Genomic DNA, 19,055 nt, shown 5'->3' with positions numbered 1-19,055 from the left:
CATAGGATGGCGCTCCTGACAGCGTTGTGTCAGTAATGTATCTATGCGCCGCGCCGAACGCCTATTCCGATTAGTCAACGAGCTTCGTTCACGCGGCGTGTGCCGGGCTGAGGACCTTGCAACATATTTCGAGATAAGTGTGCGAACGGTCTATCGGGATATCGCCCATTTGCAGGGTTCTGGATTACCTATCGAAGGTGAAGCAGGCGTTGGCTATCTGTTGAGGCCAGGATTTGACCTTCCAGCCATGACCTTTACATTTGAGCAGCTTGATGCGCTGGCGATGGGATTGTCATTCGTCGAAGTCGCCGGCGACACGTCGTTGGCGGAGGCGGCCCGCGAAGTACGAAGCAAAATCCAAGCATCATTGCCCGATCCAGATAAGCGCAAGCTTGAAAATGCGCCTTTATTTGCGAGCAGACGAGACGGTCCTGCGCTTCCATCCATGAAATTGATCCGCCGCGCCGTGCGTGCGCGCAATATTTTACATTTGGTTTACGAGGATAGCGCAGGAACCCAGTCGGACCGTCGGGTGCGGCCACTTGCCATTTGGGCCTTCACAGACGGCTGGCTGTTTGCCGCTTGGTGCGAACTCCGTAACGACTTCAGAGCATTTAGACTGGATCGAATAACGAAAATCGACGAAACGGGTGACCAATTCCCAGATGATCCAAGCCAGAATTTGAAGGCCTATCTCGCCACCAAAATCTTCGCTGTTGAGATGCGCAGTCAAAAAGCCTGAACGCGACTTAGAACTTGATTGATGGCTACCTTTTCCGTCTGCCAGCGAAGAGTCATCGTTTCAGACACCCACAACCGTCGCAAACCAAACCTACCCCACCAAACTCCCTGCGGCTTGTTCCCAAAAGTGCAGCAGGCCCTGACTGAAGCTTAAGGGCACATAGGCGTCGCAGGTGGTTTCATCGACGACGTGCAGGCGGACGTTGACGTGGTCGATGATTGTCGCTGCGCTGCATCCGGCGGCGAAAGTTGGGCTTTCGGCGTCGAACACGCCGCCTTCCATTAGGAGCGTGCGCCAGCCTTTGCCCGACAGGCGGATGCGGACGATGCCGCCGCCGATGGCTGTTACCGCGCCGTCATCGGACAATATGGCGGACAGTGCCGACGCGTCGCCCTCGACCAGCCACACCGTGGGTTCAAAACGGATCAGGCGGAGCGCATCGCTGCCGCCCGAACGGCCCATATCGGGCAAGGCAAAGCCGCATGTTGCCTTAAATCGCTTGGCCACCGCCGCTGCGTTGCTCCAGATTTCAAACACATGCAACGGGGCGGAGGGCAGGGTGGAGATTGTCAGTTCAGTCACGGTAACGCTCCCCTGCGGCATCATAGAAATGCGGGGCCACAACGCGCACCCGCGCCTGTTGCCCGCGTGTGGGGGAGCTTGCGATGAGGATTTCGCCATGCCGCGAAAAGCCGTCGGTCAATTGGCCAAGCGCAACAGACCCGCCCGTCACGATGCGGAAAGCCGCCGCGCTGACATGGCCCTGCGGTGACGCGCCTTCGCTGGGGATCAGCATCGCGCCTTCGGGAATGTCGCCCGCAATCGCCTCCAGCCCGACCAATTGCCGCCGCCCGGTTTCGGACAAAGCGGGGCGGGCAAGGCCCGATGCGCCAATATACCCACCCGCCTTGTTGAGCATTTTGTCGAGCGCCAGATCATGCGGCGTCATCCGCCCATCGACCTCGCCGCCGACGACCAAATGGCCCTTTTCAATGCGCAGAAACTCCATCGCCTCAAGCCCATATAACGCGCCGCTTAACGCGTTCACTTGGCTTTCGCAGGCGGCCCAGACGGCTTCTGCTTGGCTGGCATCGACATAGATTTCAAAGGCGCGTTCGCCGCTATAGCTGGCGGCCAAGATGATAACCGGAACGCCCGCGATTGCCGCCGGAACGGTCGACATGTGGCGTGGTGGCTCTTCACCGATTAAAGCGGCGATCACCGCTTTCGCTTTTGGTCCGGCAACGGCCAGACCGGCATAATGCTCCTGCACATTGACGGCAGACACGCGCATATGTGGGCACAGAAATTGGCGGACATAAGAGATATGCGTCGCCATGCGGTCCGCGCCGCCAGTCGAACTGGTGAGCAGATAGCGATGCTCGTCCAGCCGCCACACGGTGCCATCATCAAAGACAATGCCATCTTCGCGCAGCATGAAGGTGTAGCGGCCACGCCCGACGGCCAGTTTGCTTATTGTGGTGGCGCAAATGATGTCGAGGAAAGCGGCAGCATCGGGGCCGCTGACTTCAAATTTGGCAAGCGTGGACACATCGGTCATCCCGACATTGTTGCGCACGGCCTTTGCCTCACGCAGCGCGGCTTGCGCCAAACTTTCGCCGCTTATGGGGTAAGCGCGCGGGCGGAACCAATAGCCCAAGGGCTGCCAGATCGGATTCTTTGCCGCGTGCAGGTCATATAAGGCAAGGCGGCGGACATGCGCGCCTGCGTCTTTTGCGCTTGCCCCTGCGATCAAACCCATCGTGACAGGCGTATAAGGCGGACGGAATGTGGTCAAACCGGCTTCGGGAATGGCGACGCCCTGCTTTTCGGCCAAACGCCCCAAAGCGGCCATATTGCTCAACTTGCCCTGATCGGTGGCCATGCCCAAAGTGGTGTAGCGTTTGAGATGTTCGACCGAGCGATAGCCTTCGGCCCAAGCCAGATCGACATCGGCCAATGTCACATCATTTTGGAAATCGATGAAGCTTTTCTTAGCGCTAGAAACGGGGACCATTTTGAATATCGGTTGCGGAGCAGCGGCCCCGCCGATGGTCGTCACATTCTGACGCGAACTGGCGGGGATGAAGGCTTGCGCATCCTCATGCCAATCCAGCGTCCCGCCCGCTTGCATATGCAGGTGCACGACAGGCGTAAACCCACCGGACACGGCAAGCAGATCGGCATCCCAGTCCATCGTCTTGCCATCGACCAGCGCGGATACGCTTTTCAGGCAATGCCGCGCGCCTTTGGTCGAAAGCGGAACGGCATCATTATAGACGCGATGCCCGCTGTTGGCACCCGCAGGTGCTGGCCGTGCGTCAAGGATCGCAACAATTTGCGCGCCTGCGTCTTTTAGCGCCTGAGCAGTTTTATAGGCATCGTCATTGTTGGTTGCGATCACGACGCGTTTGCCGGGAACGACGCCAAAGCGGCGGACATAAGTGCGCACGGCTTGCGACAGCATGACGCCGGGGCGGTCATTATGGGCAAAGGCCATGGGCCGCTCAATGCTTCCGGTGGCGAGAATGACCTGGCCAGCGCGGACATGCCATAAACGTTGCGCCACGCCATTATCGGGGACTTGTCCCGGCTCCGATATGCGCTGCGTCAGGGTGACGAGGTCATGTTCCCAATAGCCAGAGGCGGTAGTGCGCGTGAGGATGACGCCGCCTGCGGCGCGGATGCGCGCGGCGGTGGTTTTGGTCCAATCTGCATCCTGCTCTTGGCGGTCGCGCAGCAAGGACGGCGCGAGGATATTGTCTTGTTCGACCAAGATGACGCGCTTGCCGCCTTCGGCAGCGTCGAGCGCGGCCTGCATACCTGCGGGTCCAGCGCCGACGACCAAGACATCACAAAAGGCCGCACGCTGGCTAAAACGGTCAGGGTCGGCAAGCGTGGGTGCATTGCCAAGGCCCGCCGCTTTGCGGATGAAATATTCGTAGAACATCCATTTTCTGGCTGAACCGAAAAAGGTCTTATAATAAAAACCGGCGGATAAAGCAGGCGCAGCAAGGCCCAGAACTGACCCGACATCGAATGACAGTTTGGGCCAGCGATTCTGGCTTTTGGCGACAAGGCCTTCATAGACGAACACATCGGTGGCGCGGGTATTGGGTTCTGTTCTGCCGCCTTCGCCGACGGTGACGAGCGCATTTGGTTCTTCAACGCCTGCGGTCATGATGCCGCGTGGGCGGTGATATTTGAAGCTTCGGCCGACAAGGCCAATGCCATTACGCAACAATGCCGCCGCCAGCGTGTCACCTGCCTGCGCGGCATAGGTTTTACCATCAAAGCGGAAGTTTATCATGGCAACGCCTCCGGCCCGATGGCGCGGCACCCGGAAATCTCATTGGTGACGCGGTGGCGCGTCAAAACCATCCACGCCCGGCAGCCATAAGTGTGCCGCCAGATTTCGTCATCGACGCCGCGCGGATTGTTGCGGGTGAAGAGCTTGGCCATCGCCTCTTGCGAAGGCGCGTTCAACGGGACGACCGAATCCAATGTGCGCTCATAGATAAATTCTGATTGCGCGCGTGGGCCGCAATGCGGGCAAGGGATGCGCATCATTAGCGGCTATTCGGCATGGGGCCGCTCCCCGTTTCATCAATGGTTGCGCCGCGTTCAAAGCGATCAAGCGCGAAAGGCGCATTCAGCGCATGTGGCTTTCCCGTCGCCAGCGTGTGGGCATAGGTATAACCGGAGGCTGGCGTTGCCTTGAACCCGCCATAGCACCAGCCACCGTTGAGGAAGAGGTTGCGGACCGGCGTTTCGCCAATGATCGGCGCGCCGTCAAAACTCATATCGGTAACCCCGCTCCAGGTTCGCACCATGCGCAGGCGGGATAAAGCGGGCACGAGCGCAAGGCCCTGCGCCACAGCGCCTTCCATCACCATCGGGTTGCCACGCTGGGCATAGCTTGGCCAATTATCCGGGTCGCCGCCAAAGACGACGCCGCCCTTGTCCGATTGGCTGATATAGCAATGCAAGGATTGCGACATGATCACGCTGTTGATCATCGGCTTGACCCCTTCGGTCACCATGGCTTGCAGCGTTTGGGATTCAATCGGCAGTTTCAGGCCAGCCAAGCCCGCGACATGGCCGCTATTGCCTGCAACGCAAATACCGACGCGCCCCGCGCCAATGCGTCCGCGTGTTGTTTCCACGCCAACCACAAAGTCGCCATCGCGCACAAAGCCTGTGACTTCGCATTTTTGAATGATATCGACGCCCAGGCTATCCGCGCCGCGGGCATAGCCCCAAGCAACCGCATCATGCCGTGCGGTTCCGCCCCGGCGCTGGATCAGGCCACCCTGAATGGGAAAGCGCGCATCGCGCGACATATCCAAAAGCGGCTCGATCTTTGCCACCTGATCACGGGTCAACAGATCGGCATCAATCCCGTCACAGCGCATGGCGTCGCCGCGCTCGGCCAGCTTGACCATATCGGCGTCGCTATGACCAAGGAACATTGCGCCACGCGGGCTGAACATCACATTGTAATTCAACTCATCGCTCAGGCCGTGCCAGAGCTTCAGGCCAAATTCGAAGAGATTATGCAAAGGCTCCAGCCGGTAATTGGACCGCACAATCGTCGTGTTGCGCCCGGTATTGCCACCGCCAATCCAGCCTTTTTCCAGAACGGCAATATTCTTTAGACCATGAACCTTGGCCAGATAATATGCCGTTGCCAGCCCATGGCCTCCGCCGCCTATGATGATGATATCATAATGCGATTTCGGCTCTGGGTCGCGCCATGCTGGCTGCCAGTGGCGGTGCCCCGTGAGAGCGCCGCGCAACAGGCTGAAGGCTGAATATCGGCTCATGCGATGGGCATCCACCCACGCTTTTCACGCCAATCCTTTTCAAGCCCGTCAAAGCGTGACAGCTTGAGAAGGTCGATATTACTAAAGGAGCATGCGCCATCAATCACCAGATCGCGGATCGCATGACCCGATGCTGGCGACAGGCCAAAGCCAACGCTGGACATGGAGGCGACAACGACATTGTCGGGGCTATTGAGCCGATCAATAATCGGGCGGCCATCGGGCGAATTTTCAATCACGCCTGCCCAGCTGCGAATGACGTTGAGATGCGCAGCCTTGGGCAGCAGTTCGGCCAGCCTTTTTGCAAGGTTACGCGCCAATGGCGTCGATGGCCGCGCCGCCGGGCCATTTGCATCGACATCCAACCATTCATGCGGACCGCCGCCATAAGCGAGGTTACCGCGCAACGTCTGGCGGCCATAAATCTTATGCCCATCAACGCCGCCCAGCGGCATCATGGGGGCAGGTTCGGTAATGATCATTTCCGCGCGCGCGGCAGCCAGAGGGACATCAACGCCCAATTGCGCCATCAATTGCGGTATTTGCGGCCCGGCGGCGACGACAACAGCATCGCAGCCATAGGTCGCATTGGCGGTTTTTACGCCCGTCACCTTGCCACCGGCGGTTTCAAAGCCCGTGACCGGGCTGTGCTGAATGATTTTGCCACCGAGGTCTTGCAGCGCCCAGGCATAGGCCTGAACCGTGCGTTGCGGGTTGGCGTGGCCGCCAAATTTATAGTGCACGCCGCCAAAGCAATTGTCGCCCGCCAGCGGAACAGCCTCTTGCACTTGCTTGACGTCTAGCAGCTCGACCGGGTGGTTGAGGCGGGTGTGCCGTTCCGCAATGAAGCGATATTGGTCCCATTGACGTTCGGTCATCGCGATCAGGATGCGGCCCTTTTGATGCTCTGTCGGATAGCCAAGCAGTTCATCCATTTGTGGCCAAAGCCTTTGTTCTTCCTCGAACAGGGGGCTGGAATAATGTGATGCACCGCCGCCATTGCGCCCGGAGGCTTCCCAACCGACAATGAACTTGTCGAGCACCGTAACCTTCACGCCGGACTTGGCCAGCCACCAGCCTGCGCTGAGACCCGTGACGCCACCGCCGACGATGACTACGTCTGAGCCGCTCATGTGTACATCCCCGTGTAGAGCATCTCGCGATGCTCGTCCTGATAAGGCGTTCCAATATCCTCGACGGGCACCCATTGGGTCGGAATGCCGAACCAGACATCCCACGCCGCATCCATCCCCGCAGGCTCATCCCATTCTGCCAATATCTTGAGCGGCAGGGGGCGCACGGGTGCGCGGTGCGTTGCGAGCGGGATCGTGCCAAATGGCTTATCCGATTCAATCGCCAGCATCATCGCCACCTGATCGCGGCAGCGACGACCCTGACACACACCCATGCCAGAGCGGGTCAGCCGCTTGATCTGATCCGGGTTGGCCGGGCCATCGTCGAGCAGCGTGCCAAGCGAGCGGGCCTGAAGCGCCGCAGGGCGGGGGAGGTAATTGGGCGGCTGAATGCCGATCAGGTCCGCGAGTGTCACCTCTTCACATTGGCAGATGATCGTATCGGGCGCATTGACGCGCAGCGCCGCACGCACCCAATCCATCCGATAGGCGACATGGTCAAAACCTGTGTCGGGTAGCCCAGCGCACAGGCCAACGGCTGTCACATTTGGCTCGCCAGCCGGAATATATCCGCCGCGTGCCGCGTTCAGCGCCCTTGGGCCATGCATGGCATCGACCAACTCAATCGAGGGGACAAGGCCAATCGCGACGCACACGGTGTCGCACGCAATGTTGGTGCCATCGGTCAAGGTGATGGATTCGATCCCATCAAGTCCGCCTTTGCTTGCCGCGATGCTCTGCCCATAATATGTGGGTATGCCCGCCGCCGTAATTTTTTCGAGAAGTGCGGCGTCGCCTTGCGGGGCATCGCGCACTTCCACCAAAGCGGCGACATCCAGCCCATGCTCCAGCGCCAGAAGCGCGGTTTCGAGCGCGAGGTCATGCGTCCCCAAAACGACAATGCGTCGCCCGGAAAAGGCTCCATAGCGCGATAGCAGCATTTGTAAGGCAGCGGCCCCCATCACACCAGGCTGGTTCCATCCGGGAAAGGCAATGGCAAGGTCGCGGGCACCCGTTGCGAGCACAATCCGGTCAAAGCCGACCAGCCAAGACCGTTCTGCATCGGCAAGGCCAACAACTTGCTCTGGCAAGCTCTGCACGCCCGGCCCGTTGCGATACACGCCCCACGCTGTGGTGCCGAGCAGCAGTTCAACGCCGGCCTCCATTGCCTTTTCAAGATCAGGCATGCTCATGAAAATGGCTTCCAGCATCCGGTCTTTATTCTGCGTCGCAGCCGTCATCCTGCCCCCGAAATAGAGCGGCGTATCATTGCCCATCAGCGCGCCGGACACGGGATTTTCATCCACCAGAAGAACCGAAGCTCCGCTGGCTGCGCCTTCGATGGCAGCGGTAATGCCGCTTGGCCCGGCGCCAATGACAACAAGGTCATATTTGGCTTCGGGTGCGCTTCGTGTGCCATTGACGGCGCACACATCGATTCCGGTAAAGTTCAGATCCATCAAACTGCTTCCAATGCCTGTTTCAAATCGCCGATAAGATCGTCGACATGTTCCAACCCGACCGACAGCCGCATCGTGCCATCGGTTATCCCGCCTTCCAATCGCTGTTCCCGCGCGACTGCATAATGCGTTGTGCTCGCCGAATGGCAGATCAACGTCTCTGACCCGCCAAGGCTGACCGCTAATTTCATCAGCTTAAGCTGATCCAGCATCCGGAACGCCTCCGCCTCACCGCCATGAAGGTGGAAGGAAAAGGTCGATCCCGCGGCTGTGCACTGCCGGTCATACACGGCGCGCTGCCGCGACCCTTCGGGCAGAAAACCCAAATAGGTGACGCCATCGACCTTGGGGTGATCGCGCAGATATTCGGCGACAATGCGCGCGTTGCGCATGGCCCGTTCGGTGCGCACAGCGACCGATTCCAGTGACCGGAGCACAAGCCAAGCGGTGAAGGGATCAAGATGATTGCCCCAAGTTGTGCGCTGGAGCTTGAGCTGATCAATCAGTTCCTTCCGGCCCGAAATCCCGCCCGCCAGCAAGTCGCTATGACCTCCACAATATTTGGTGAGCGAGGTCATGCACAGATCGACATTATGTTCAATTGGGCGCTGCGCAAATGGACCAAGCAGCGTATTGTCGACCACCACAAGCGGGCGATGCCCCTGTTTTGCCCCAATTTCATCGGCAATACGGACCATGAGGTCGAGATCAACAATCGCCGCTGTCGGGTTGGCGGGGGTTTCAGCAATGATAAGCTTTAACGGACCCTTTGCTATCGCTGCGTCTGCTGCGGCCCGGACATGATCTTCATCCGTGCCGTCCAGATAGGCGGTCACATGCGATCCGAATTGCGGCATCATGACATTGTAGAGAAAGTCTACCCCGCCATAAATTGGCCGTCCATGCAGGACGCTATCGCCGGCGCGCACATAAGCCAGCGCGATGCTGGAATGTGCGGCCATGCCGCTGCAATAGGCCACGGCATCTTGCGCACCATCAATGGCGGCCAGCCGGGTTTCCAGAAAATCCAGACCGGGATGGCCAAGTCGCGAATAGATATGGTTGGTTTCCCCAACCAATGGCCCAGTGCCGTCAAAATAGGCTTCATGCACATATTTGGCATGTTGCGCCGATGGATAGACGAATGTCGATGTCATGAAAATCGGTGGTTTGACCGACCCCATGCCCATTTCAGGGTCATAGCCAAAAGCAACCGCGAGCGTTTCGGGGCGCAACCCCTTGATGTTATCCTTTGCCATGGGTCGCAATATACCCACGGGCCTTGTCACAATAATAGTCGGTAAAACGTTGCGCCAGCATTTCGGCTTCTTGCGAATAAGGGCCTGGTGTGTAGCCGAGGCTGTTGACACCAAGTTGATTGTTCTCGGCCAGCGCCTTGTCTTCCAAATTGGTGACGGTCCATAAGGCGATAAGCTTTTCAACGTCATAATCGACGCCTTCAACGGCGTCCTTATGCACATACCATTTGCCCGTGACATGGGTTTCATTGGGGCCAACTGGCATGGCGCTGAACATGAAAACATGGTCTGCCGTGCAATGCACAAAGCAATGCGGATCAACCGCCCAGCGCATCGAACCGATATCGCCGCCATTGGCTTCACACATCAGCTTTTTTGACAGATGCTTGCCATCGCCGGATATCGAAACGCAACCTTCATTCAACGCAAAGCGCGCGATTTGCCAATAATGGCCCTCAACGGGGGTTTGCGGTAGGCCAAGCGCGTCCATTTGGGCCTCAAACCCCATGACGCGGGCATCATGACCACTGTCAAAATGCTTTGACATGCCGACGGGAAATGTCTTCGACAATTCTGGATGGCCGGTGCTGCAATGATAGCATTCGCGGGCATTTTCCATCACCAGTTTCCAATTGGCATTTTCGACCAGAACGCTTTCATACGCGAGCTTTGATTGTGTCAGATTATGCGGCGCGGCATATTCGGTCAGTTTTGCACGAAAGTCGTCAATGGGTGGCGGCGTATCCGAAAGGCAAATGAAGATCGTGCCCGATATGCATTCAATCGCAACAGGTTTTAGGCCATGTTCGCTTTTGTCGAAGCTGCTGTCCATCCGGCCAGCCGCGAATAAGGAACCGTCCAGATCATAGGTCCAACGGTGATAGGGGCAGACCAGCTTGGGCGTTGTGCCGCTGCCAAGCGCGCAAATCATTGATCCGCGATGGCGGCAACTGTTGTGAAACGCGCGGATCGTGCCTTCCTTATCCCGCGTTATAACCACAGGCCATTTGCCCACCATCATGGAGATGTAACTGCCTGCTTTTGGCAATTCGCATTCCATACCGGCCATCAGCCAGCTTTGGCCGTAGATCGCGGCCATATCAAAATCAAAGCTCTCGGCTTCGGTATATAAAGCCTGGGGCAAGGTGTGCCCTGCACGGCGCTGTTCAAAAAGCGCGCTTATACGCTGCAAATCCATGATTGGGCCTTTATGCAAATCTCTCCACAACGGGAATGGGCCAGATATGAAAACGAACAAAATCGCATTTTCGCATAGCCCTATGTCAAAATGTCGGGCTATATTGCGGAAGCGGATTTGCGCGCAGTTGAAAGGTCGATACCATATCCAATCGTAGCACCATTAACCGTCGCTGGTTGCCATTAAATGCCCTGCGCGCGTTTGAAGCGGTTGGGCAGAATCTCAGCTTCACCGGCGGTGCGTCGGCGCTTTCGGTGTCACAAAGTGCGATGAGCCGGCATGTCGGCGGACTTGAGGAGCTGCTGGGCAAGCAATTGTTCGTGCGTGACGCGTCGCGGCTTTCGCTGACGGCGGCTGGCGAAGAATTGTTGCCGGTGGTGAGCAAATGCCTCGACCGGATCGAGCAAACGATGAATTCCATTCGCGATGATGAGGTGGCTGGCCGTTCGCTGCGGCTGCATGTGCCGCCGTCGCTGCTGCAACAATTGTTCCTTCCGATGCTCCGTGATTTTCACGTTGAGCATCCCGATTTGCGCCTTGATGTGTCGAGCGCGCATGTGACGGGGCTGCCCTCAACCGATTTCGACATGGCTATTGTGTATGACCGGCCCAATGTCGATGACCGGATTACCGACCTTCTCTGGATGGTGCGCGTTGCGCCGCTATGTTCACCCGCAACAGCGGCCAGCGCTCAGGGCAAGTCGCTGGAGGATTTTTTGAAAAGTGAGGAGCTTTTGCACCTCAAACTCGATGGCGAGCCGCGCGACCTTTTGTGGACGGCCTATCTTCGGCAGAGCCAGCTGGCCGTCGCGACGCATGCTGGTCTTGCCTTCGACACCACGATTGCGGTGGCGCAATATGCCATGGCAGCCAAGGGCGTCTTTTTGGGCGATATTGATATGTTCGCGCAGGAAATTGCCGATGGGCGGCTCGTGATGCCGTATGATGCGGTGATTGAAGACGGCTATGGCTATTATTTGAAACTCCACGCCGATGATCTCGCCGATCCCGCCATTTCGATGCTACGCAGCTGGCTGATCAGCCGTTTTGGGGCCTTGCGGCAAGCGCCGAGTCCGCGCGCGCCAGACTGATCAAGCGTAGGCCGGATTTTTCAGCGATATGGATCGCCAGATCGGTCGCCGCCGAAATCGTTACGAGCATTGGACAGTTAGCAAGGATCGTCTTTTGCACCAGTTCAAGGCTGCACCGCGCGGTCAGGATGATAAAGCCGGAAGTGATATCGATGTCGGCGCGGGCAAGTGCGCCAATCAACTTGTCGAGCGCATTATGGCGGCCAACATCTTCGCGCGTCATCAGAATAGCACCGTCCGGCGTGCAGAACGCCGCCGCATGTGCGGACCCGGTTTGCGCATTTAACGTCTGATGCGACCGCAATGCGGATAGCGCCGCAAAAATTGCAGCATCGGCGACATCAATCTGTGCCGTTACACGCGGCAAGGGACGCATGACTTCGTCGAGATTGTCCATGCCACACAGGCCGCAGCTACTTTCTGACACACGCTGACGGGCGCGGGTAACCACTTTTTCGGCATTTTTCTGCGGCACCTGAATGCGCAATATCCAGCCCAATTCTGACCTATGGGCATCAAGGGCCAGAATATCGTCCGGGCGCTCAATCAACCCTTCTGACAGGCTGAAACCTACGGCATAGTCTTCAAGATCAATCGGCGTTGCCATCATCACGGCATAGCCGATGCCATTATATTCAATGGCGACGGGTGCCTCAGCTATAACGGCTCTTTCTATAGCTTCGGGCGAACCATGACCGGGTTTAAGCACCGCAAAGCGTATCGGTTTTGCGCCCTGTTCAACCGCCATTTTGCGCGTCGGCCAGCAAGCGAATGGCGGCCGCCGCAACCGGCGACAGGCCATCGGTCCCATGGGCAAAAATCATCCTTTTCATCCGCGGGTCCCAGAATGTCTGGATATGGTCGGCAACCGCAGCAACCGGCGCAGCGTCGGTTGCCAGATTGGTCGCAATCTGGTTCGCCATGTAGATGAGGCGCTCCTCACTGTTCATTCGGCGGCAATCCCGGTTTCCACGCGGCGCGCGCGGGCCGACAAGGCCTCATATTCTTCTTGCCACTCGGTTGGTCCGTTCGAGGCGCTGATCTGCACCGCCGTGACCTTATATTCGGGGCAATTGGTCGCCCAGTCGCTATAGTCGGTCGTGACAACATTGGCCTGCGTTACCGCATGGTGGAATGTAGTATACACAACGCCCGGGGCAACGCGGTCGGTCACATTGGCGCGCAACGTGGTCTCGCCCGCGCGGCTCGCTAGCTTCACCCAATCGCCCGATTTGACGCCGCGATCTTCGGCATCCACCGGATGAATTTCGAGCAAATCCTCGGGATGCCACGCGACATTCTCGGTCCGCCGTGTTTGCGCGCCAACATTATATTGCGATAATATCCGCCCGGTGGTCAGCAATAACGGGAAACGTGGGCCGGTTTTCTCATCCGTCGGGACATAATCGGTCACAACAAACTTGCCCTTACCGCGCACAAAGCCGTCAATGTGCATGATGGGTGATCCGTCAGGCGCGTCGGCGGTCACGGGCCATTGCAGCGAGCCCATCTCATCCAACCGCGCAAAGGATACGCCGGCAAAGGTTGGCGTAAGCCGCGCGATTTCGTCCATGATTTCGGACGGGTGGCTATAGTTCCAATTCAGCCCCATCGCTTGCGCGAGCCGCTGCGTGACTTCCCAATCCTCCAACCCGTTCATGGGGGTCATCACCTTGCGCACGGGTTGAATGCGGCGTTCGGCATTGGTGAAGGTGCCGTTCTTTTCCAAAAAGGTCGATCCGGGCAGGAAGATATGCGCGTAATTTGCGGTTTCGTTGAGGAAAAGATCGTGGACGATCACACATTCCATCGCGGCCAGCCCTGCGGACACATGGGCCGTGTTCGGATCGGACTGGAGGATATCCTCACCCTGGCAATATAGCGCCTTGAACACGCCATCGACCGCAGCGTCGAGCATATTGGGAATGCGCAGGCCGGGTTCCGGATCCAGCGTCACGCCCCAATCCTTTTCAAACAAGGCCCGCGCGCCCTTGTCGCTTATGTGGCGATATCCGGCAAGTTCATGCGGGAAGCTGCCCATGTCGCACGCGCCTTGGACGTTGTTCTGACCGCGAAGCGGGTTTACGCCAACGCCGCTGCGACCAATATTGCCCGTCGCCATTGCCAAATTGGCGATTGCCATGACGGTTGAGCTGCCTTGCGAATGCTCCGTGACGCCAAGGCCGTAATAGATCGCACCATTGCCGCCTGTGGCGTATAAACGCGCCGCTGCGCGCAGTTCTTCGGCATCGACCAAAGTGACTGGCTGTAGATTTTCGGGGCTGTTGCGGGCTTGCGAAACAAATTCGGCCCAATGGCTATATTCGTCCCAATCGCAACGTTCGCGAATAAAGGCTTCATCGGCCAGACCCTCGGTCACGATAACATGCGCCATTGCAGTCAGCACCGCGACATTGGTGCCAGGGCGTAAGGGAAGATGATGCTGCGCCTCGATATGCGGCGAGCGCACGATATCGGTCCGGCGCGGGTCGATGACGATAAGCTTTGCGCCGGGGCGTCCATCCTGTCCGCGCAAACGGCGTTTCATCCGGCTGGCGAAAACGGGGTGGCCATCGGTGGGGTTCGCACCAATGATCAGGATGACATCGCTGTCTTCGACGCTGTCAAAATCCTGCGTCCCCGCGCTGGTGCCAAAGGTGGTTTTGAGGCCATATCCGGTCGGCGAATGACACACGCGCGCGCACGTATCGACGTTGTTGTTCCCAAAGCCCGCACGCACAAGTTTTTGCACAAGGAAGGTTTCTTCGTTGGTGCAACGGCTTGACGTGATGCCGCCAAGCGCATTGCGGCCGTATTTCGCGCTAATCCGCTTCAGTTCGGACGCGGTGTAGGCAAAGGCCTCGTCCCATTCGACCTCACGCCACGGGTCGCTGATCGACTTGCGGATCATGGGCTTCAATATGCGTTCCTGATGCTGGGCATAGCCCCATGCAAAGCGGCCCTTGACGCAACTATGGCCGCGATTGGCCTTGCCGTCTTTATAAGGGACCATACGGACCAATTGTTCGCCGCGCATTTCGGCGCGGAAGGTGCAGCCGACACCGCAATAAGCGCAGGTCGTAACGACGCTACGTTCCGGCGTGCCGACCTCAACAACTTTTTTCTCGACCAACGTCGCCGTGGGGCAGGCTTGCACACAGGCACCGCACGAAACACATTCCGACCCCATGAAATTGTCACTGGCAAACCCTGCGGATATCTTGGAGTCCCAACCCCTGCCTTCCATGGTGAGCGCAAGCGTGCCTTGCACTTCGTCACAGGCGCGGATGCAACGGGAGCAGGCAATGCACTTGCTGGGATCGAAATCGAAATAGGGGTTGGAGTGATCTTTTTCTTGCCCCAGATGTGTCGCCTGCACATCATAACGCACATCGCGCAAGCCAACGGCGCCTGCCTGATCCTGCAATTCGCAATCCCCATTTGCGGCACACGTCAGACAATCGAGCGGATGGTCGGAGATATACAGCTCCATCACGCCTTTGCGCAATTTGGCCAGTTGCGGGGTTTGCGTGCGGACAACCATGCCCGGTTCAACGGGCGTGGTGCAGCTTGCGGGCGTACCCCTGCGGCCGTCAATTTCCACAAGACATAGGCGGCATGAGCCATAGCTTTTGACGCTATCGGTCGCGCATAATTTGGGAATGGATGTGCCTTGTTCGGCCGCCGCGCGCATGACGCTGGTGCCAGCGGGCACAGTGACTTCCCGGCCATCGATGGTCAACGACACCGCCTCGTCCGAGCGACTTTCCGGCGTTCCGAAATCTTTTTGCGGCTGGTATGTCATATATCTACCTACCTTATACCCATTTGCGATTGTTGCGCAGCATATTGCGCAAGTTCCAAAGGCGTGTTCAAATTGTGCAATGCATCTGAAGATATCACGGCTTGCGCGCCGGTTAATGTGATCCAGCTTCGCATCGAAAGATTATCCTGATTGCGCAGATGCCTGTCAAGAACAGGTGCAAGCGCAACGGGCCAAACGCCGAACAGATAATGCCCGTCGATATAGACGGCACGTCCATCGGGCATATTGCGCGGCAATTCCGGCACAGGAACGACGTCGCAGCCAGCGGTCAATACTTCGTCAAAGCCGTTTTGCTGCGCATATAAAAGCGCAGCATTCAGGCCACCCAATGGCCCCATATCGGCAAAGGGGGTGTCTTCTACCCAATCCATTCCTGGCCATGCACGCCCACAGACAATTAAGGCGTCAACCTGTTCGCGCAATCCATCGGCAATATGTTCGATCAGCGGGCGACCGTTCAGGTGTGCAGCGGCCTTGTCGCTGCCAAAGCGCGTCGCCTTGCCACCGGCAATGATAGCGCCCAGCCTTCTCACCGGAAATCCTCAGGGAAATGCTTGATGGCGCTCATGACCGGATAAGGTGTGAAGCCACCCAGAGCGCAGAGTGACCCGAACTTCATGGTTTCGGACAGATCGGCAATCAGCGCGAGATTCGCTTCGACATTTTTGCCTGCAATAATCTGGTCAATCGTCTCGACGCCGCGCGTGCTTCCCAAGCGGCAAGGCGTACATTTTCCGCAGCTTTCGATAGCACAAAATTCCATCGCAAAGCGCGCCATTTTCGCCATATCGACGGTATCGTCGAAAACAGTGATGCCAGCATGGCCGACCAGCGCGTCGGCAGCAGCAAAGGCTTCGTAATCGAGCGGGAGATGAAATTGCGCAGGCGGTAGATACGCGCCCAATGGGCCCCCGACTTGCACACAACGCACCGGACGGCCGCTCGCTGTGCCGCCGCCTATATCATTGACCAGTTCGCCCAGCGTGATGCCGAAGGCCACTTCGTAAAGGCCGCCATGCTTTACGTTGCCCGCAATCTGGATGGGCATAGTGCCCCTGGACCGGCCTGCACCAAATGCAGCATAAGCGTCACCGCCATGCGTCAATATCCATGGCAGCGCGGCAAGCGTGAGCACATTATTAACGGCTGTAGGCTTGCCAAACAGCCCTTCCAGCGCGGGCAGTGGCGGCTTGGCCCGCACCTCGCCTCTTTTGCCTTCAAGGCTGTTCAGCAGCGATGTTTCCTCGCCGCACACATAGGCGCCTGCGCCAACGCGGACTTCGACGACAAATGGCGCAACCAAATGGGCCGAAAGCTTGATAGCGGCTTCCATCTTGGCGATGGCGTGCGGATATTCGGAGCGGATATACACATAGCCCTTGTTCGCCCCGACCGCGAAACCGGCAATCGCCATGCCTTCAATCAGCATGAAGGGGTCACCCTCCATGACCATGCGGTCGGCAAAAGTGGCGCTGTCGCCTTCGTCGGCATTACAGACGATGTATTTTTGTGCGCCGTCGGCACGCGCGACCGTCTGCCATTTTATGCCGGCAGGAAAACCCGCGCCGCCGCGACCACGAAGACCCGATGTGATAACCGTATCAATGGTCGCTTCAGCACCCATTTCGCGCGCTTTTGCCAGCCCAAGCCAACCTTGCGATGCGTAATAATCGTCGAGCGAAAGCGGTCGGGTTTTACCTGCGCGCGCGAAGGTCAGGCGGGTTTGGGTGGCGATAAAGGGATGATCCGCGATGCGACCCAAGGATGGCACTTTACCGTTAATAATGTCCGCAACCTGATCGACCGACACCGGACCATAGCCGACGCCATCGATATCCACCAATGGCTCCAGCCATTGCATACCCCAGCTAGAAACGCGCTCGACGGCAACGCCCGCTGCGATGAACGCAGCCGCAACCTCGTCCGCCCCGCAAGCTATGGCCACCGCATCATCGGATATCCGGACGGTCACATCGCCTCCAATATCATTTTGAACTTAGCATCGTCCAAACGTGCATAGACTGTGTCGCCCACCATCGCAGATGGACCAACCGCGCATAACCCAAGGCAATAAACAGCCTCCACTTTTACGCGGCTTTGGTTGTCGGCGATGGGGACCAACGCCTCTACGCCGCGTGCCTTACAGGCTTCGGCCCGGCACAATTTCAAAACGGGCCGGGCTTCAGCTTCTTTGCGGAAATCATGATAGAAGCTGACGACACCATAAACTTCGGCGCGTGTCAGGTTCAGTGCGCCAGCAATCTCGCGCATCGCATCTTCGCTGACATGGCCAAATGCCTTTTGCACGTCATGCAAGATGGGCAGGAGCGGACCTTCTCTATCCTTATGCACGGCCAAAATGTCTGCGATTGACGCCATTCAGAACACTACCACGCTGCGGATGCTTTTGCCCGCATGCATTAATTCAAACGCTTTGTTAATGTCTTCCAGACCCATGACATGCGTGATCATCGGGTCAATCTCGATCTTGCCGGTCATATACATATCGACAATCTTGGGCACATCGGTCCGGCCCTTGGCCCCGCCAAAGGCCGTGCCGCGCCAGTTGCGGCCCGTCACCAACTGAAACGGACGCGTCGCAATTTCCTTACCCGCCTCGGCCACACCAATGATGATGCTCGTGCCCCAACCGCGATGGCAGGCCTCCAGCGCGGTGCGCATGACTTCGGTATTGCCCGTGGCGTCAAAGGTATAATCTGCGCCACCGTCGGTCATCTGAACGATTGCGGCGACCACATCTTCACGGCTCATCCCCTTGGAATTGAGGAACGCCGTCATCCCGAATTTGCGGCCCCATTCTTCGCGGTCTGGGTTGATATCGACGCCGATAATCATGCCAGCCCCGGCCAGACGCGCGCCCTGAATCACGTTGAGGCCAATACCACCAAGGCCAAACACAACGATGTTATCGCCGACCTGCACCTTGGCCGTGTTTACAACCGCGCCTACACCCGTCGTGACACCGCAACCAATATAGCAGCTTGACTGAAACGGCGCGTCTTCGCGGATTTTGGCAACCGCAATCTCTGGTAAAACCGTAAAGTTCGAAAAGGTAGAGCAACCCATATAATGAAATATCGTCTGGCCCTTATACGAGAAACGCGACGTGCCATCGGGCATCAGCCCCTTGCCTTGCGTCGCACGGATCGCGGTGCACAGGTTGGTCTTGCCCGAAAGGCAGCTTTTGCACTGGCGGCATTCCGGCGTGTATAATGGTATCACATGATCGCCCGCCTTGACGCTGGTCACGCCTGCGCCAACCTCACGCACAACCCCTGCGCCTTCATGGCCAAGAACCGATGGAAAAATGCCCTCGCTGTCCAAACCATCCAACGTATAGGCATCGGTATGGCAAATGCCCGTCGCCATAATCTCCACCAACACTTCGCCTGCCTTTGGACCTTCCAAATCCAGCTCGACAATCTCCAATGGCTTCTTGGCTTCAAATGCAACGGCTGCGCGGGTCTTCATATCAGTTATCCTTAATATCTTGCTATTC

At 57.8% G+C, this 19,055-nt stretch carries 17 protein-coding genes; 2 read left to right on the top strand and 15 right to left on the bottom strand.

Translation table 11 applies throughout. The annotated features are described in order from the left end of the window. Positions 1-43 precede the first annotated feature (43 nt). Positions 44-742 carry a YafY family protein gene (locus HEQ34_RS03550; RefSeq protein ID WP_296197478.1) on the top strand — a complete coding sequence of 233 codons (699 nt, stop codon included), beginning with the start codon at positions 44-46 and terminating at the stop codon, positions 740-742. A 90-nt stretch (positions 743-832) separates the two neighbouring features. Here HEQ34_RS03550 and HEQ34_RS03545 read toward each other — a convergent pair whose 3' ends face one another. The 8 genes from HEQ34_RS03545 to HEQ34_RS03510 are packed head-to-tail and all read right to left on the bottom strand — an operon-like array spanning position 833 to position 10,618. Continuing rightward, the gene (locus tag HEQ34_RS03545) at positions 833-1,324 is read right to left on the bottom strand and encodes a hypothetical protein (protein WP_296197476.1); all 492 of its coding nucleotides are present in this window, start codon (positions 1,322-1,324) and stop codon (positions 833-835) included. Then, entirely contained in the window at positions 1,317-4,052 is a 2,736-nt protein-coding gene (locus HEQ34_RS03540) for a 2Fe-2S iron-sulfur cluster-binding protein (protein ID WP_296197473.1), read from the bottom strand. Before HEQ34_RS03540 ends, HEQ34_RS03545 begins: the two co-directional genes overlap by 8 nt. Next, on the bottom strand, positions 4,049-4,312 hold the full coding sequence (locus HEQ34_RS03535) for a sarcosine oxidase subunit delta (protein ID WP_296197470.1): 264 nt from the start codon (positions 4,310-4,312) through the stop codon (positions 4,049-4,051). Before HEQ34_RS03535 ends, HEQ34_RS03540 begins: the two co-directional genes overlap by 4 nt. Beyond that, the gene (locus tag HEQ34_RS03530; RefSeq protein WP_296197467.1) at positions 4,312-5,568 is read right to left on the bottom strand and encodes a sarcosine oxidase subunit beta family protein; all 1,257 of its coding nucleotides are present in this window, start codon (positions 5,566-5,568) and stop codon (positions 4,312-4,314) included. Before HEQ34_RS03530 ends, HEQ34_RS03535 begins: the two co-directional genes overlap by 1 nt. After that, entirely contained in the window at positions 5,565-6,701 is a 1,137-nt protein-coding gene (locus tag HEQ34_RS03525; protein WP_296197464.1) for an FAD-binding oxidoreductase, read from the bottom strand. Before HEQ34_RS03525 ends, HEQ34_RS03530 begins: the two co-directional genes overlap by 4 nt. Then, the gene (locus tag HEQ34_RS03520) at positions 6,698-8,161 is read right to left on the bottom strand and encodes an NAD(P)/FAD-dependent oxidoreductase (protein WP_296197462.1); all 1,464 of its coding nucleotides are present in this window, start codon (positions 8,159-8,161) and stop codon (positions 6,698-6,700) included. The genes HEQ34_RS03525 and HEQ34_RS03520 overlap by 4 nt, the downstream gene beginning before the upstream one ends. Further along, the gene (locus tag HEQ34_RS03515; RefSeq protein ID WP_296197459.1) at positions 8,161-9,420 is read right to left on the bottom strand and encodes a cystathionine gamma-synthase family protein; all 1,260 of its coding nucleotides are present in this window, start codon (positions 9,418-9,420) and stop codon (positions 8,161-8,163) included. Before HEQ34_RS03515 ends, HEQ34_RS03520 begins: the two co-directional genes overlap by 1 nt. Then, a complete protein-coding gene (locus HEQ34_RS03510; protein WP_296197456.1) occupies positions 9,407-10,618 on the bottom strand; it encodes an aromatic ring-hydroxylating dioxygenase subunit alpha in 1,212 nt (403 codons plus the stop codon). The genes HEQ34_RS03515 and HEQ34_RS03510 overlap by 14 nt, the downstream gene beginning before the upstream one ends. Before the next feature lie 176 nt (positions 10,619-10,794). On the opposite strand from HEQ34_RS03510, the gene HEQ34_RS03505 reads away from it, so the two are divergent. Further along, positions 10,795-11,709 carry a LysR substrate-binding domain-containing protein gene (locus HEQ34_RS03505; protein WP_296197452.1) on the top strand — a complete coding sequence of 305 codons (915 nt, stop codon included), beginning with the start codon at positions 10,795-10,797 and terminating at the stop codon, positions 11,707-11,709. Here the strand turns inward: HEQ34_RS03505 and fdhD are convergent. From fdhD to HEQ34_RS03470, 7 genes are read right to left on the bottom strand one after another with little or no spacing between them, the layout of a single operon-like run. Then, the gene (fdhD, locus tag HEQ34_RS03500) at positions 11,657-12,457 is read right to left on the bottom strand and encodes a formate dehydrogenase accessory sulfurtransferase FdhD (RefSeq protein WP_296197449.1); all 801 of its coding nucleotides are present in this window, start codon (positions 12,455-12,457) and stop codon (positions 11,657-11,659) included. The two genes, HEQ34_RS03505 and fdhD, sit on opposite strands and share 53 nt — an antisense overlap. Next, entirely contained in the window at positions 12,447-12,659 is a 213-nt protein-coding gene (locus HEQ34_RS03495; RefSeq protein WP_296197446.1) for a formate dehydrogenase subunit delta, read from the bottom strand. The genes fdhD and HEQ34_RS03495 overlap by 11 nt, the downstream gene beginning before the upstream one ends. Continuing rightward, the gene (gene fdhF, locus HEQ34_RS03490) at positions 12,656-15,514 is read right to left on the bottom strand and encodes a formate dehydrogenase subunit alpha (RefSeq protein WP_296197444.1); all 2,859 of its coding nucleotides are present in this window, start codon (positions 15,512-15,514) and stop codon (positions 12,656-12,658) included. Before fdhF ends, HEQ34_RS03495 begins: the two co-directional genes overlap by 4 nt. A gap of 8 nt (positions 15,515-15,522) precedes the next feature. After that, entirely contained in the window at positions 15,523-16,068 is a 546-nt protein-coding gene (locus HEQ34_RS03485; protein ID WP_296197438.1) for a molybdenum cofactor guanylyltransferase, read from the bottom strand. Beyond that, positions 16,065-17,507, bottom strand: a complete 1,443-nt coding sequence (locus HEQ34_RS03480; RefSeq protein WP_296197435.1) for an NADH-ubiquinone oxidoreductase-F iron-sulfur binding region domain-containing protein — start codon at positions 17,505-17,507, stop codon at positions 16,065-16,067. Before HEQ34_RS03480 ends, HEQ34_RS03485 begins: the two co-directional genes overlap by 4 nt. Then, positions 17,504-17,914: an NAD(P)H-dependent oxidoreductase subunit E gene (locus HEQ34_RS03475; RefSeq protein ID WP_296197432.1), complete on the bottom strand. Its 411-nt coding sequence runs from the start codon at positions 17,912-17,914 to the stop codon at positions 17,504-17,506. The genes HEQ34_RS03480 and HEQ34_RS03475 overlap by 4 nt, the downstream gene beginning before the upstream one ends. Next, positions 17,915-19,027, bottom strand: coding sequence for an S-(hydroxymethyl)glutathione dehydrogenase/class III alcohol dehydrogenase (locus HEQ34_RS03470; RefSeq protein WP_296196975.1), 1,113 nt, complete (start codon positions 19,025-19,027; stop codon positions 17,915-17,917). Between the last annotated feature and the right edge of the window lie 28 nt (positions 19,028-19,055).

Origin of the sequence: Sphingorhabdus sp., from assembly GCF_023910635.1 — a bacterium.
Taxonomy (GTDB): domain Bacteria; phylum Pseudomonadota; class Alphaproteobacteria; order Sphingomonadales; family Sphingomonadaceae; genus Sphingorhabdus_B.
The sequence above is the reverse complement of the archived record's forward strand: the minus strand, read 5'-3'. Positions and strand labels throughout refer to the sequence as shown.